The organism is Clostridium sp. CTA-5 (genome assembly GCF_054768135.1).
Window position 1 is genome coordinate 112,700 of record NZ_BAAAAT010000008.1, and the last position, 15,555, is coordinate 128,254.

The window sequence follows — 15,555 nt, forward strand, 5'->3', positions numbered from 1 at the left end:
AGCAATAAGTAATTAAGAATATATAAATAAGGGGGATTAAAAATGTCAGTTGAGGATTTAAATACTGGGAAAAAGATTACCATAGTAGATACAACTCTTAGAGATGGAGAACAAACAGCAGGAGTAGTTTTTGCAAATGCTGAAAAAGTTGCAATAGCTGAAATGTTAAGTGAATTAGGTGTCGATCAATTAGAAGTTGGAATACCTACAATGGGCGGAGATGAAAAAAAGTCAATAAAAGAGATTGTAAAAAGGAATCTTAAATCTAGTATAATGGCTTGGAACAGAGCTGTTGTTAGTGATATAGAAGAATCTATTGATTGTGGAGTTGATTCTGTAGCAATATCAATATCAGTATCAGATATACACATTGAACATAAACTTAAAACTTCTAGAGAATGGGTTCTAGAAAATATGGTTAAATCTGTGGAATTTGCTAAAAAGAATGGATTATATGTATCAGTTAACGGGGAAGATGCATCAAGAGCAGATCAGGATTTCTTAGTAGAATTTATTAGTGCTGCAAAACAAGCTGGAGCAGACAGATTTAGGTATTGTGATACAGTAGGAATAATGGAGCCTTTTAAAGTTAGAGATAGAATTAAATATATTCATGATAAAACAAATTTTAATATAGAGATGCATACTCATAACGACTTTGGTATGGCTACAGCTAATGCAATAGCTGGTATTGAGGGTGGAGCAACTCATGTAGGGGTAACTGTTAATGGCCTTGGGGAAAGAGCTGGTAATGCTGCATTAGAGGAAGTATTGATGGCGTTGATGCTTGTATATGGATATAAAGGAGATATTAATACTAAAATGTTTAGAGAAGTATCTGAATATGTATCAAGAGCATCAGGTAGAGAATTACCAAAATGGAAAGCTATAGTTGGAAGTAATATGTTTGCACATGAATCAGGAATACATGCTGATGGTGCAATTAAGGATCCTAAAAATTATGAAGCTTTTGATCCAGCGATAGTAGGTTTAGAAAGACAAATAGTTATTGGAAAGCACTCAGGTAGAGCTGCTGTTGTAAATAAATTTAAAGAATATGGAATAGAACTTACAGATAAAGAAGCTTCAGGTATATTAGAATTAGTAAGGTCTACATCTGTTACATTAAAAAGAAGTCTTTTTGATAAGGAGGTAGTTCAATTATATAAAGAGTATAAGAGACTACTTAAAGACTAACTATTTGATATTATAAAAAAAGAAGAAACTAATCTTTATAAAAATAATAAGCAATAGATTTAGGGGGAAAAACAAGTGAGAGATAACTTAGTTTATAAAATTTTAAAAAATCATATTGTAGAGGGAGAATTAAAATCTGGTGAACCAATTTCTTTAAAGATTGATAAAACCCTAACTCAAGATTCAACAGGAACAATGGCATATCTTCAATTAGAAGCTATGGGGATTGACAGAGTTAAAACAAAAAAGTCAGTAGCATTTATAGATCACAATATGTTACAACAAGGATTTGAAAATGCAGATGATCATAAATTTATTCAAACTGTTGCATCAAAATATGGAGTATATTTTTCAAAACCAGGTAATGGGATATGTCATCAAATTTTCTTGGAGAGATTTTCAACTCCTGGAGATACTTTAATAGGATCAGATAGCCATACACCTACAGCAGGTGGTGTCGGTATGCTTGCAATGGGAGCTGGTGGTCTTGATGTTGCGCTTGCAATGGGTGGCGGAGCTTACAATATTAATACTCCAGAGGTAGTAAAGATTAATCTTACAGGTAAGTTAAATAGAATGGTTTCAGCAAAAGATATTATTCTTGAAGTTTTAAGAGTATTAACTGTTAAAGGTGGAGTAGGAAAAGTATTTGAGTATGCTGGAGAAGGAGTAAAAACATTATCAGTTCCTGAAAGAGCTACTATAACAAATATGGGAGCAGAACTTGGGGCTACAACTTCAATTTTCCCTAGTGATGAAAGAACATTAGAATTTTTTAAAGCTCAAGAAAGAGAAGAAGATTGGATAGAGCTTAAACCAGATGAAGATGCAATTTATGATGAAGTAATAACAATTAATTTAAGTGAATTAACACCTCTTACAGCTAAGCCACATAGTCCTGATAATGTAGCAAAGGTTAGTGATGTTAAAGGTATTAATGTAGATCAAGTATTTATTGGAAGCTGTACTAATTCTTCTTATGAAGATTTAATGAAAGTTGCTAAAATATTAAAAGGAAATAAAGTTCATCCAAATATTAGTTTAGTAATTGGGCCAGGATCAAGACAAGTTATGGAAATGATAGCTAGAAATGGTGCTTTGGCAGATATTATAAGCTCAGGGGCTAGAATACTTGAAAATTCTTGTGGACCATGTATTGGAATGGGGCAAGCGCCAGGAACTAATGGTATTTCGCTTAGAACTGTAAATAGAAATTTCTATGGTAGAAGTGGGACATTATCAGGTCAAATATATATAGTAAGTCCAGAAACAGCAGCTGTTTCAGCTATTAAAGGAGTATTATCTGATCCAAGAGAAATGGAAGTAGATATAAAAATAGATATGCTTGATAAATTTTTAATAGATGATTCTATGATTTTACCACCAGCACCAACAAATGAAGAGGTAGAGGTTGTAAGAGGACCTAATATTAAACCATTTCCAATAGGAAAGAAATTAGGTAACGAAATTGAGGGAAAAGTATTAATAAAGCTTGAAGATAATATTACAACAGACCATATTATGCCTTCAAATTCTAAGTTACTACCATTTAGATCAAATATTCCATATCTTTCAGAATTCTGTTTTAATACAATAGATACAGAATTCCCTAAACGAGCTAAGGAATGCGATGGTGGTTTTATAGTAGCTGGAGAAAATTATGGGCAAGGATCTAGTAGAGAACATGCAGCATTGGCGCCTTTATATTTAGGAGTTAAAGCAGTTATTTCTAAATCATTTGCTAGAATTCATAAGGCTAATCTAATAAATAATGGGATAATACCATTAGAATTTAAGACTGTAGAAGATTATGAAAATATTGATTTAATAGATGAATTAAAAATAGAAAATATACAAAATGTTTTAGAGGATGGTAAAGCAAATATCAAGAATTTAACCAAGGGGTATGAGTTTGAGGTATCAGTAGAATTAACTAAGAAAGAAATAGAAGTTATTAAAGCTGGCGGAAGATTAAATTATGTAAAATTAAATAGTTAATAATTATAATTAGTAAAATAGTACAAAATTTATTTTAATATAAATTTTGTACTATTTTTTTATAAAAATATATTTTAGATATAGTCATTTATATAAAATTTTTTAAAAATATGATAAAATATGGATATAAAACATAAATATTACAAAAGTAAAACTATATTAATTTGTACCTTAAATAAAAGAGATTAAATTTAGTATAAAATATTTTGGGGTAGGGGAATACATGAATAATAAAAAGAGAGATATTATTAAGTTTACATTTATAGTTATGATAATCTTATTGTTAATAGTGAGTGGATTGTTAACATGCATAAAGGATGTAAAAAGATTATTAATTCAAGGGGATAAAACAATTATTACAGGTGTCTCTAATAAAAATGCAGTAGTTATAAATGATAAAATAAGTGCAACATTTGAATATATGAAATGTATAACAAATTTTTTTGATGAAAGAAATATGGATGATACATCTTCAATGTTAAACTTTTTAAAATTAGAAACTAAAATTAATTCTTTTTCTAGAATGGGGATTATAGATTCTAATGGTATTTTGAAGTCAACAGATGGCTTAAGTTTAAATTTGTCAAATGAAGACTATTTTAAAAAGGCTATGAATGGAGAGGCAACAGTATCTAAAGGAATATTTGACAATATAAGTGGAGAAATGATTTTTATATATGTTACGCCAATAAAGGATAATGAAGTTATTAAAGGTGCATTATATGCAACTGTATCTTGTGAAAAAATTCAAAATATATTACTATCAACAGACGATTTTAATGGAAATATAGAATCATGCATAATAGATAAATATGGTAATGTAATAGTTGAAGCGAAAAATTCTGAAAATCTATTAGAATGGGAAAATGTTTTTGAAAATCAAAAGGTTAATAAAATAGATAATCGATATGAAAGTGAATTATACAATGCTAGAAGTGATTTGGAATATGGAATAAATGGATGTAGATGTATAAAAATAAATAATGTAAATCATATTTTTGCATATTCAAAAATAGATAATTTAAAAGACCATTATATATTAACGAAAGTAGAATCATCAGTGATAACTAATAGAGAAAATCATATAAAATCTATGGTTATTATTTTCAGTGGATTTATATCAATAATATTTTTAGGATTAATTTTTTATATACAAAGGTATAGAAATAAAAAAGAAAAATTAATAAAAGATATTGCGTTTGTTGATAATATTACTGGTGGAAAAACATTAATGAAGTTTAAAATAGATGTTAAAGAAATATTATTAGATAGTAAAGATAAAGAATATGCTTTAGTTGAATTTGACATTTGTAAGTTTAAAATTATTAATGATATATGGGGATATAAAACAGGAAACTTGTTGTTAAAGCATATATCAGAAGTATTGGAAGAAAAGTTATCTAATAAGGAGATATTTTGCAGAGCAAGGGATGACTTATTTATAGCATTATTATCATATGAAAATGATGCTAAAATGTTAGAAAAAATTAAAACATTAGATACTCAGATAAAATTTTTTGAAACAGATACAAAAGAAATTCCTAATTTTAATTTATCTTACGGAGTATATGTTATATATGGATTAGAAACTGATATAAATAAAATGATAGATAATGTATCATTCGCAAGAGAAACTTCTAAGACGGATTGTAACCAGACAATAGCATTCTATGATAGTAGTTTACAAAGTAAATTAATAGAACAGAAGCAAATTGAAGATATTATGCATAATGCTTTAAATAATAATGAGTTTGAAGTATACTTACAACCTAAATATGATATAAATTTAGAAATTTGTGTTGGTGCAGAGGCGCTTGTAAGATGGAATAATCCTGGAAAAGGGATAATAAGTCCTATAAATTTTATTCCCTTATTTGAGAAGAATGGATTTATAGTTAATTTAGATATGTTTATTTTTGAACAAGTGTGTATGAAATTAAATGAATGGAAAAAAAGAGGGATTAAATTAGTTCCTATATCAGTAAATATATCTAGAGTAAATCTAAAAAATGTTGAATATTTTATCAAAAATATTAAATCAATATTTAATAAATATGATATACCGGCTAATTTAATAGAAATAGAAATTACAGAAAGTGCAATTTTTGATGATTATAATAATATATTAAAAGCATTGTCCAAGCTACAAAAAATAGGATTTAGTATTTCATTAGATGACTTTGGTACAGGACTTTCTTCACTTAATATTTTAAAAGATTTGCCTATTGATATAATAAAACTTGATAGAGAGTTCTTGAATAGTAAAGATAGTTCTAAAAAAGGGGAAATAGTTATATCTAATATCGTCAGAATGGTTAATGAATTAGATTTAACTGTAATTTGTGAAGGCGTAGAAACTTATGAACAAGCTGAATTTTTAAGTAGAGTAGGATGTAGTAGGGCACAGGGTTATTTATATGCAAAACCAATGCCTATAAAAGATTTTGAAAAAAGTGAATTATTATTTTAAGTATAAGATTGATTCAAAAATTAATAGACTAGTATGTTTGTTTATTTTGTATTTAACACAAGCTAATTATATAAGAATGTTATAAAATATACTAATTCGAATTTTATAACATTCTTATTTTAGCTTATAATTAAAAGTATATATGTATAAGGGATACTTTTAGCATTTTTTATATTTTAAGTTAAGGTTAGTGTTATTTTAAAATGTAGGTTTATTGTACATAACAAATTAAGAGGATGTGATTTTGTTTTGAAAAAAACTATAAGGTTATCAGGTATAGCTTATGAAAGTTTAGTAAATGGTCCAGGAATGAGGAGGGTATTTTTCTCTCAGGGATGTAAACATAATTGTAAGGGATGTTTTAATCCTGATACGCATGATTTTAATGGGGGAGAAGAAAAAGATATGGATGAATTAATACAAGATGTATTAGGTAATCCAATGATTAAAGGAATAACATTTAGTGGGGGAGATCCTTTTGAAAGAGCAGAAGAATTTTCATATATGGCAAAAGAATTAAAAAAAAGCAATAAGAATATATGGTGTTATACAGGATACACTTTTGAATACATAATAGAAAATTTAGAATCAAGAAATGGCTGGAAAGAACTGATAAGTAATATAGATGTTTTAGTAGACGGAAAATTTGAGGAAGATAAACAGAAAGATGGTTTAACGTTTAGAGGTTCCTCAAATCAAAGAATAATAAATGTAAAAGAAAGTCTTAAATGTGGATACATAGTATTGTTTAATTTATAAAGAAAAACTCTCTACATTTAAGTAGAGAGTTCTCTTTGTAAATAAATAATTTATTCTTAGAATAGCTTATAGGCACTATTCTAAATTAAGGGGACTAATGATTATTATGATATTGTGGCTACATTCATATTATGGACAAGCAAAAAAATTCTATACATAATTATTAAAAAAATTTTAATTTTTAATAATTTTCAAAGCAAAGAGAGGTTTTTAGTTAGTTTATAAAAGTAATACAAAATTAAAGAATAATTTATATTAAAAATAAGTTTATAATATTAGATATAAATAATTTTTTTATATATTATTTTAGTTATAAATACTATGTAAATAAGATTTTTATAATATTAGATATCAAATATAAGGAGGGGTATTAATGAGATATATTAAAAATATATCGGCTTTAATTGCATTAACTTTAATGGTGAATTTAAGTATAATATTTTCTAATGTAAGTGCAAAAGAGGTAGATTCAAATGATTGGCAACTTGTATGGAGTGATGAGTTTAATGACAAAAATATAAACACTTCAAATTGGACATATGATATAGATGGTCATGGATGGGGGAATAATGAACTTCAATATTATACAGATAGAGAAGAAAATGCGAGGATTGAAGATGGTAACCTTATTATTGAAGCTAAAAAAGAGGACTTCAATGGAAGTAAATATACTTCTGCACGATTAAAATCAGAGGGGTTACAAGAATTTACTTATGGAAAGATAGAAGCAAGAATTAAACTTCCAGCAGATAAAGGGCTATGGCCTGCTTTTTGGATGTTAGGAGCAAATATGTCTTCTGTTAAATGGCCTAACTGTGGTGAAATAGATATTATGGAGCATGTAAATACTGAAAATAAAATTTATGGAACTCTTCATTGGAATGATAAAGGACCACAGTCTTTTGGTAATAAATTTGAAGTTGATGTTACAGATTATCATACCTATTCAATTGAGTGGGATCCAAATACTATAAAGTGGTTTGTAGATGGTGTACAATATGAAGAATTAAGTATCGCAAATAATATTACTGGTAATGATGAATTCCATAAACCATTTTTTATATTATTAAATTTAGCTGTTGGTGGAAATTGGCCACAAGATCCAGATTCATCTACAAATTTTCCAGCTAAAATGTATGTAGACTATGTCCGTGTTTATAAAAATGTAAATAATAATTTAATAGAACATAAAACAAAAAATGGATGGTTTAAAGATAAAAAGAATGAATGTCAGTATTATTTAGATGATAATTCAACTCCAGTTAAAGGCTGGGTATATAGCAATAATAATTGGTACTACTTAGATGGCGAATGCAAAATGAGAACAGGTTGGATTAACCCCAATGGAGATTGGTACTATTTAAATGATTCTGGAGAGATGCAAACTGGATGGCAAAAATGTGATGGAAAATTGTATTATTTTGATAATAACGGAGTTATGTTAAAAAATACAGCTATTCAAGGTCATAAATTAGGTCCGGATGGAAATGTTATTAAATAATATTTATAAATTTAAAATATTTTAATAGGTAAACATTAAAGTCTAAGTGAACGAATATAATATATCACTTAGACTTTAATGTTTTTTATTATAAAGTGAATATTGATATATATATTTAAATATGTTATCGTATACTTGGGTAACCGATTAACCTAAATATAAAAGGAGTATTAAGATGGCACCAACTATAAAGGATGTGGCAAAATTATCCAATGTATCTGTCGCTACAGTATCAAGAATTTTAAACAATCTAGGAGGATATTCTGAAGAAACTAGAATACAAGTTCTAAAAGTAGTTAACGAAATTGGATATAAAAGAAATGCAATTGCAAGATCGTTGTCAACAAATACGACTAGAACTATAGGAGTAATTATACCAGATGTATCTACAAATTTTGATGGGGAAATTATTCGTGGAATAGAATATTCAGCACGTAATAATAATTATAGTGTTATACTTTGTAATACAGGTTCAGAAGGTATTAGGACCTTGGAATATTTAAGGATAGTAGAGGAAAGAAAGTTAGATGCTGTTATCATTGTAAGTATAAAAATTCTAGATGAATATTACAAAGTTTTAAATAAAATGAATATTCCATATATATTAATTTCTACAAAATCATTTAAGCATGACATGCCTTATATAAAAGTAGATGATATCTCGGCATCATATGCTGCAACTAAATATTTATTAGATAGAGGCCATAAAAATATAGCTATGATTAGTGGAACAAAGAAAGATCCTATAGCAGGATGGCCAAGAGTTCAAGGATACATAAATGCACTTTTAGACTATGGAATAAAGTTAGATGATGAACTTATTGTATATGGAGATTTTTCTTATAAAAGTGGTATTGAATGCATGAATATTTTGTTAAATAAAAAAAAGAAATTTACGGCTATATTCGTAGCAAGTGATGATATGGCAGTAGGAGTTTTAAATGTAGCATATAGAGAAAGTATTAGAATACCAGAAGATCTATCGATTATTGGATATGATAATACTAAGATTGCGATAATGTCGATACCACCATTAACAACATTATCACAACCATTATATGAAATGGGATGTAAAGCATTCAATGAAATTTTAAATATGTTAAATGGAAAAGAGTCTAAAAGGGAAATAATTATGCAGCATAATGTTGTTGAAAGAGAAACAGTAAAATGGTTAAAATAAAAACCATTTTATTTTTCAGTTTTACGTAAACGGTTAACCTAATACATAATTTATCTATTTTAAGCAAAAGGAGACGATTTTATGAAAAAAAATTGGTGGAAAGAAAGTATAGTGTATCAAATTTATCCAAGAAGCTTTAAGGATAGTAATGGGGATGGTATCGGAGATATAAGAGGAATTATAGAGAAGTTAGATTATCTAAAAGAATTAGGTATAGATGTAATTTGGCTATCTCCTGTATATAAATCACCTAATGATGATAATGGATATGATATAAGTGATTATAAAGACATAATGACAGAGTTTGGTACTATGAATGATTTTGACGAATTACTTAAAGCCGCTCATCAAAAAGAAATTAAAATAATGATGGATTTAGTTGTCAATCATACATCAGATGAACATAAATGGTTTATAGAAAGTAGAAAATCAGAAAACAATAAATATAGAGATTATTATGTATGGAAAAAAGGTGAAAATGGACAACCACCAAATAATTGGGTCTCTTGTTTTAGTGGATCAGCATGGCAATACGATGAAACTACAGATATGTATTATTTACATTTATTTTCTAAAAAGCAACCAGATTTAAATTGGGAAAATAAAGATCTGAGAAATGAAATTTATTCTATGATGCAATGGTGGTTAGATAAAGGAATAGATGGATTTAGAATGGATGTTATTAATTTTATTTCTAAAGATCAAGAATTTCCTGATGGAGAAAATGGGGATTTTAGTAAATATTCAATGAATGGACCTAGAATACATGAGTTTTTACAAGAAATGAACAAAAATATTTTAAAAGATAAAGATTTAATAACTGTTGGTGAAATGCCTGGGGTAAGTGTTGAAGAAGCTAAATTATATACAGGAGAAGAGAGAAATGAGCTTAATATGGTTTTTCAATTTGAACACACTGATTTAGGAAATGGAGAGTATGGAAAGTGGCATAAGCATTCATTTAAATTAACAGATTTAAAAACAATATTATCTAAATGGCAAAATGGCTTAGATAAAGAGGGTTGGAATAGCCTTTATTGGAATAATCATGATCAGCCAAGAGTTGTTTCAAGATTTGGTGATGATAAGAAGTACTGGAGGGAATCTGCTAAAATGTTAGCTACATGTCTTCATATGATGAAAGGAACTCCTTATATTTATCAAGGTGAAGAAATTGGAATGACTAATGTAAAATTTGAAAGTTTAGATGATTATAAAGATATAGAAATTAAAAATGCATATAATGACTTGGTTATTAAAAAAGGAAGACCACATCATGAAATGATGGAAGGAATATATGATAGAGGAAGAGATAATGCTAGAACACCAATGCAATGGGATGATACTGATAATGCAGGATTTACAACAGGAAAGCCTTGGTTAAAAGTTAATTCAAATTACAAAGATATAAATGTAAAAAGCCAACTGAAAGATAGAGATTCTATTTTTAATTATTATAGAAAATTGATACAAATACGAAAAAATAATAAAACAGTTGTTTATGGAAATTATGAATTAATATTAGAAGATAGTGAAGAAATTTATTCATATGTAAGAACATTCGAAAAAGAAAAATTATTAGTTATATGTAATTTTTCACAAGATAATATTAAATTTAAACTTCCAAATAATATCCAATCAAATTATAAAGAACTTTTAATATCTAATTATGATAATTGTAATGAAATAACTTTGGAAAACTTTAATTTGAGACCTTATGAATGTAGAGTATATCTTATTTAATAAACATATAACTTATTTCGGAATCGATTCCTAAAATAAATTATAGTTTAAGTAAAGATTTTAAATAATAGGAGGTGAAAACTATTTTTTATAATAAAAACTTATAAAAAATAGTGAAATAATGAAATATAAAAAAATTCTTATTACCTGTTTAACAATTTGTTTATTATCAATATCATTTGTTGGATGTACTAAAAAAGATGCGAATAGTGCAGATGGAAGGGAAAAAGTAGAAGTTTTTTTAAGTAAAGCAGAAGCTATAGGAACATTTAAAAATTTAGAGGCTAAATTTGAAGAAGAAAATCCAGATATTGATATAGTAATTAGTTCACCAGCACAAGCAATAACTGTATTAAAAACTCGATTAGTTAAAAATGATGTTCCTGATATATTAACAATAGCTGGTGAAATGAACTATGGAGATTTTGTAGATGCTGGTATTTTAGAAGATTTATCAAATCAAAAGCAAATTATAGATAGAGTTCAACCAGCATATATTAATGTTTTAAAAAGTTTAGAGTTTGAACCTAATAATACTTTATGTGGAATACCTTATGCATGTAATGCAGGTGGAGTAGTTTATAATAAAGATATTTTTGAAAAACTAAATTTAAAAATCCCTACTACATGGAATGAATTTTTAAATACGGCAGAAAAAATAAAGCAATCAGGAATAACACCATTTTGTTTTACCCTTAAAGATGCATGGACATCAATGCCAGCATGGAATGCTATAACTGCTAATACTGAATCAGATGATTTTTTTAATAAACGTAAAAATAATCAAGTAACATTTAAAGAAGAATATAAACCAGTAGCTGAAAAGATAAGTAAGTTAATAGACTATGGTCATAATGATAACTTTGGAATCGGATACAATGATGGTAATGTAGCTTTTGCTCAAGGAAATATTGCAATGATGATACAAGGAAACTGGGTTATTCCAGAGATTTTAAAGATAAATCCAGAAAGTAATTTAGGTATGTTTGTACTTCCAGCAAATAATGATCCAACAAAAAATAATGTTGTTTCTGGTATCGATTTATTATTTGCAGTACCAAAAGATTCAAAACATAAAGAATCAGCAATGAAATTCTTAGAATTTATGACTAGAAGTGATAGTGTTGCTCAATATTCAAAAGAACAATTTGCAATACCAGCAATTAAAGACATGTATCAAGAAGATAAAACAGTACAAGATTTAAAGCCATATTTTAAAAATGGAATGGTTAAAGACTTTCCAGATCACCATTATCCATCATCAATGCAAGTTGCTGATTTAGCACAAGCCTATTTATTTGATAAAGATATTAATAAACTATTAAATACTTTAGATGATAGATGGAATAGAACAGTACAATAAGTAGTTTATAGGGGTGAATATCATGAAAGAGAAAAAAAGAGTTTTTTTATTAATGTCAATACCAGCAGTAATTCTATTTTTTATTTTCCATACATTACCGTTATTAAAGGGTATTTCGTATAGTTTTACAAATTGGAGAGGTTTTGGGACTTTTAAATTTGTTGGGTTAAAAAATTATTTAGGAATCTTTACTGATGAAAGAATAATTAACTCTTATATGTTTACGTTTAAATTTGCATTAGTGTCAACTATTATGGTAAACATAATAAGTCTAATTTTAGCAGTAGGATTAAATTCTAAAATAAAATTTAAAAATACATTAAGAGGAATATATTTTATACCTAATATTTTAGGTGGATTAATAGTAGGATATATTTTTAATTACATTTTTACTTTTATTTTAACAAATATAGGACAAGCAATTGGAAGTGAAGTATTAAGTAAAAGTATTTTAGGTAATCCTAATTTGGCTTGGATAGGGGTTGTTGTTGTTGCATCATGGCAAGCTATTGCATTCAATACTATTATATATATATCAGGACTTCAAACAATACCTAGTGATGTATATGAAGCAAGTGCGATTGATGGAGCAAGTAAATGGATTCAATTCAAAAAGATAACGTTTCCGTTGTTAGCACCATTCTTTACTATAAATATGGTATTAGCTATGAAAAACTTTTTAAATGTATTTGATCAAATAATATCACTTACTGGTGGAGGCCCTTCAGGTTCAACTGAATCTATAGCAGTATTAATATATAAAGCTGGATTTGATGGTAGCCAATTTGGATATCAATCAGCCAATTCAGTAATTTATTTTATAGTTATAGTTGTGATATCAGTACTACAATTAAGAATCCTTGAGAGAAGGGAGATGCAATTATAATGTTAACATTAGCAAATAAATCTAAAAAAAATAATAGATGTAAAGACGAAAAGACAAATTGGATTGTAACAATATTAATGATATTAGGTACTTTAACAGTTTTATTTCCATTATTAATAACAATACTTATTGCATTAAAGTCACCACAAGATATGATGAATGGTGTTTTATCAATGCCTAAGATATTACATTTTGAAAACTTTTTTAAAGCTATAGAACTGACAAACTTTTTTAATGCTTTGAAAAATAGTTTAATCATTACAGTTACAACAGTTATATTAACACTTATTACAAATTCAATGGTTGGATATGCAATAGCAAGAAATATGCATAAAAAATCATATAAAGCAATGTATTATTATTTTTTAAGTGCAATGTTTGTACCTTTTCCTATTATAATGTTACCACTTGTAAAACAAGTTAGTGTTTGGAGAATGGATAATATAATGGGATTAATAGTTTTATATACAATATACGGGCTATCTTCTAATGTATTTTTATATGTAGGATTTCTGAAATCTATCCCAATAGAATTAGAAGAAGCTGCATTAATGGATGGGGCTAGTACATGGCAAGTATTTTATAAAATAATATTTCCAATGCTAAAGCCAATACATGCAACAGTAGCAATTTTAACAGCATTATGGTGCTGGAATGATGTTATGTTACCGCTTGTAATATTAAGCAATCCTGATTTTGCTACTATTCCATTAGTTCAATTTATATTCCAATCACAATTTGGAACAGATTATAACTTAGCATTTGCATCATACTTATTAGCCTTAATACCTATATTAGTATTCTACTTATTTGCTCAAAAAGGTATTATTAATGGTGTTACTAAAGGTGCAATAAAATAATTATTAAATAAAGTTAAATTAAAAGCCGAACTATTATAACAGTTCGGCTTTTTTTATAATAAATTTTTCTAGAATTCAGATGTTCCAGGAGTTCTTGGGAATGGTATTACGTCTCTTATGTTTGTCATACCTGTGATATACATAATTAATCTTTCGAATCCTAAACCAAATCCAGCATGTTTAGTTTCTCCATATTTTCTTAATTCTAAATACCACCAGTAATCTTCTTTTTTAAGACCTAATTCAGCCATTCTAGCTTCTAATACATCTAATCTTTCTTCTCTTTGGCTACCACCAATGATTTCTCCGATACCTGGTACTAAAAGGTCAGTTGCAGCAACAGTCTTATTATCATCATTCATTCTCATATAGAATGCTTTGATATCTTTAGGATAATCTGTTACAAATAGTGGTTTCTTAAAGTGTTCTTCAGTAAGATATCTTTCATGTTCAGTTTGTAAATCAATACCCCAAGATACAGGATAATCAAATTCTTTATCACATTTTTCTAAGATTTCAACAGCCTCTGTATAAGTAACTTTAGCAAAGTCTGATGAAACAACGTGATTTAATCTTTCTAATAATCCTTTATCAACAAATGAATTGAAGAATTCTAATTCTTCTGGACATTCATCCATAACATATTTTATAACATATTTAAGCATTGCTTCTGCAAGTTCCATATCATCTTGTAAATCGGCAAAAGCTATTTCAGGTTCTATCATCCAGAATTCAGCTGCATGTCTTGTAGTATTAGAATTTTCAGCTCTGAATGTAGGTCCAAATGTATATATATTTCTAAATGCTAATGCAAAACATTCAGCATTTAATTGACCAGAAACAGTAAGGTTAGTTTCTTTACCAAAGAAGTCTTTTGTATAATCAATATCTCCTTCTTTAGTTAATTCAGGAGCTTTAGGGTCAAGAGTAGTTACTCTAAACATTTCTCCAGCACCTTCACAGTCACTACCTGTGATTATTGGAGTATGAGTGTAAACAAAGTTTTGTTCTTGGAAGAATTTATGTATTGCAAAGGCTGCAACTGAACGTACTCTAAATGTTGCAGAGAATGCATTACTTCTTGGTCTTAAATGTGCAATTGATCTTAAATATTCAAAAGTATGTCTTTTCTTTTGAAGTGGATAATCTGAATTTGACATTCCTTCAATAATTACTTCTTTAGCTTGAATTTCAAATGGTTGTTTTGCATCTGGTGTAGCAACTAATGTACCTACAACTGAAATTGAAGAACTTATAGGTAATTTTGATATTTCTTTAAAGTTTCCTAATTTATCATCAAAAACTACTTGAATGTTTTTAAAGAAAGAACCATCATTTATTTCAATAAATCCGAAAGCATTAGATGCTCTTAATGTTCTTATCCATCCTGAGACTGTTATTTCTTTTGATAAAAATTGATCAGTTTCTCTATAAATTTTTTTGATTAAAACTACATTTTTCATTTATAATTAACCTCCATAATTTAAGTTAGGCACATTCAATTTTTTCATGTACCTTATAATATTTAAATTTATTTTAAATAAATTTAAATATAAAAAAACTTCCATCCCATATAATGGGACGAAAGTATTGTTTCG

11 protein-coding genes and 1 other annotated feature (1 of these 12 running past the window's edge) are annotated in these 15,555 nt (G+C 27.6%); of the genes, 10 read left to right on the plus strand and 1 reads right to left on the minus strand.

The genetic code is table 11. From position 1 onward, the window contains the following. Positions 1-42: 42 nt before the first annotated feature. From nifV to ACYUET_RS14515, 10 genes are all read left to right on the plus strand, one after another. Positions 43-1,197 (plus strand): homocitrate synthase, encoded by a 1,155-nt coding sequence (gene nifV, locus ACYUET_RS14470; protein WP_460280761.1) that lies wholly within the window; start codon positions 43-45, stop codon positions 1,195-1,197. 75 nt (positions 1,198-1,272) lie between these two features. Next, positions 1,273-3,195 (plus strand): aconitate hydratase, encoded by a 1,923-nt coding sequence (locus ACYUET_RS14475; RefSeq protein ID WP_460280762.1) that lies wholly within the window; start codon positions 1,273-1,275, stop codon positions 3,193-3,195. A gap of 223 nt (positions 3,196-3,418) precedes the next feature. Further along, complete coding sequence (locus tag ACYUET_RS14480) at positions 3,419-5,665, plus strand: bifunctional diguanylate cyclase/phosphodiesterase (protein ID WP_460280763.1); 2,247 nt, start codon at positions 3,419-3,421, stop codon at positions 5,663-5,665. Between the two features lie 249 nt (positions 5,666-5,914). After that, positions 5,915-6,424, plus strand: a complete 510-nt coding sequence (gene nrdG / locus ACYUET_RS14485; protein WP_460280765.1) for an anaerobic ribonucleoside-triphosphate reductase activating protein — start codon at positions 5,915-5,917, stop codon at positions 6,422-6,424. A gap of 373 nt (positions 6,425-6,797) precedes the next feature. Next, complete coding sequence (locus ACYUET_RS14490) at positions 6,798-7,925, plus strand: glycoside hydrolase family 16 protein (RefSeq protein WP_460280766.1); 1,128 nt, start codon at positions 6,798-6,800, stop codon at positions 7,923-7,925. A 175-nt stretch (positions 7,926-8,100) separates the two neighbouring features. Further along, positions 8,101-9,105, plus strand: coding sequence for a LacI family DNA-binding transcriptional regulator (locus ACYUET_RS14495; RefSeq protein WP_460280768.1), 1,005 nt, complete (start codon positions 8,101-8,103; stop codon positions 9,103-9,105). A gap of 81 nt (positions 9,106-9,186) precedes the next feature. Next, positions 9,187-10,848 (plus strand): glycoside hydrolase family 13 protein, encoded by a 1,662-nt coding sequence (locus tag ACYUET_RS14500; RefSeq protein ID WP_460280770.1) that lies wholly within the window; start codon positions 9,187-9,189, stop codon positions 10,846-10,848. A 121-nt stretch (positions 10,849-10,969) separates the two neighbouring features. Then, positions 10,970-12,211 (plus strand): ABC transporter substrate-binding protein, encoded by a 1,242-nt coding sequence (locus tag ACYUET_RS14505; protein ID WP_460280772.1) that lies wholly within the window; start codon positions 10,970-10,972, stop codon positions 12,209-12,211. Between the two features lie 22 nt (positions 12,212-12,233). Next, positions 12,234-13,097: a carbohydrate ABC transporter permease gene (locus tag ACYUET_RS14510; protein WP_460280773.1), complete on the plus strand. Its 864-nt coding sequence runs from the start codon at positions 12,234-12,236 to the stop codon at positions 13,095-13,097. Next, entirely contained in the window at positions 13,097-13,957 is an 861-nt protein-coding gene (locus ACYUET_RS14515; RefSeq protein WP_460280775.1) for a carbohydrate ABC transporter permease, read from the plus strand. The genes ACYUET_RS14510 and ACYUET_RS14515 overlap by 1 nt, the downstream gene beginning before the upstream one ends. Positions 13,958-14,025: 68 nt before the next feature. Here ACYUET_RS14515 and asnS read toward each other — a convergent pair whose 3' ends face one another. Further along, complete coding sequence (gene asnS / locus ACYUET_RS14520; protein WP_460280776.1) at positions 14,026-15,420, minus strand: asparagine--tRNA ligase; 1,395 nt, start codon at positions 15,418-15,420, stop codon at positions 14,026-14,028. Positions 15,421-15,531: 111 nt separating this feature from the next. After that, positions 15,532-15,555, minus strand: a binding site (T-box leader) (it continues 233 nt past the right edge of the window).

Bases quoted from the DNA above. Each gene is read 5' to 3' on its own strand.
- nifV (WP_460280761.1), top strand. From the start codon at position 43: ATGTCAGTTGAGGATTTAAATACTGGGAAAAAGATTACCATAGTAGAT.
- ACYUET_RS14515 (WP_460280775.1), top strand. From the start codon at position 13,097: ATGTTAACATTAGCAAATAAATCTAAAAAAAATAATAGATGTAAAGAC.
- ACYUET_RS14495 (WP_460280768.1), top strand. From the start codon at position 8,101: ATGGCACCAACTATAAAGGATGTGGCAAAATTATCCAATGTATCTGTC.
- asnS (WP_460280776.1), bottom strand. From the start codon at position 15,420: ATGAAAAATGTAGTTTTAATCAAAAAAATTTATAGAGAAACTGATCAA.
- ACYUET_RS14500 (WP_460280770.1), top strand. From the start codon at position 9,187: ATGAAAAAAAATTGGTGGAAAGAAAGTATAGTGTATCAAATTTATCCA.
- ACYUET_RS14505 (WP_460280772.1), top strand. From the start codon at position 10,970: ATGAAATATAAAAAAATTCTTATTACCTGTTTAACAATTTGTTTATTA.
- ACYUET_RS14510 (WP_460280773.1), top strand. From the start codon at position 12,234: ATGAAAGAGAAAAAAAGAGTTTTTTTATTAATGTCAATACCAGCAGTA.
- ACYUET_RS14490 (WP_460280766.1), top strand. From the start codon at position 6,798: ATGAGATATATTAAAAATATATCGGCTTTAATTGCATTAACTTTAATG.
- ACYUET_RS14480 (WP_460280763.1), top strand. From the start codon at position 3,419: ATGAATAATAAAAAGAGAGATATTATTAAGTTTACATTTATAGTTATG.